This is a genomic window from Micrococcus sp. HMSC31B01 (genome assembly GCF_001816085.1).
GTDB lineage: Bacteria > Actinomycetota > Actinomycetes > Actinomycetales > Micrococcaceae > Micrococcus > Micrococcus luteus.
Window position 1 is genome coordinate 1 of sequence record NZ_KV824931.1, and the last position, 505, is coordinate 505.

The 505-nt window shown below is 75.4% G+C and carries 1 protein-coding gene; it reads left to right on the forward strand.

The window, feature by feature from the left end; all coding sequences use genetic code 11:
- Positions 1–462 (forward strand): FtsB family cell division protein (locus HMPREF3105_RS01760; RefSeq protein WP_141762392.1); only part of this gene is annotated, 462 nt, incomplete at its 5' end.
- Positions 463–505 lie beyond the last annotated feature (43 nt).

The following is a 505-nucleotide window of genomic DNA, read 5'->3' on the forward strand; positions in this document are numbered from 1 at the left end:
GCCGCCACGGCCGCCCGCCGTCGGGCCCCGCTGCCGGAGCCGGTGCCGGCCCGGCAGATCACGGGCCGCTCGCTCATCGTCGTCGCCGTGCTGCTGGTGGCCGCCGTCCTGGTGGCGCCCACGCTGCGCGCGTTCCTGAACCAGCAGCTGGAGATCTCGGCCGCGCGCGAGGAGATCGCCACCATGCAGGCCCAGCGCGAGGACTACGAACGGCGGATCCAGCTGTGGGACGATCCCGCCTACGTGACCCAGCAGGCGCGCGAGCGCCTCGAGCTGGTCATGCCGGGGGAGACCCTGTACTCCGTGACGGGACGACCCTCCGAGACCGAGACCGAGACCGAGACCGAGACCGACACCGAGGCCGAGGACACGCCCGCCGCCGGCGCGGACGAGGTCGTCAACACCCGCCTGCCGTGGGCCGAGGGCCTGTGGGACTCGGCCGTCCGCGCCGGGCTCGAGTGAACCCCGCGTCCCGCCCCCGCCCGCACCACCCCCGCACCCCCGA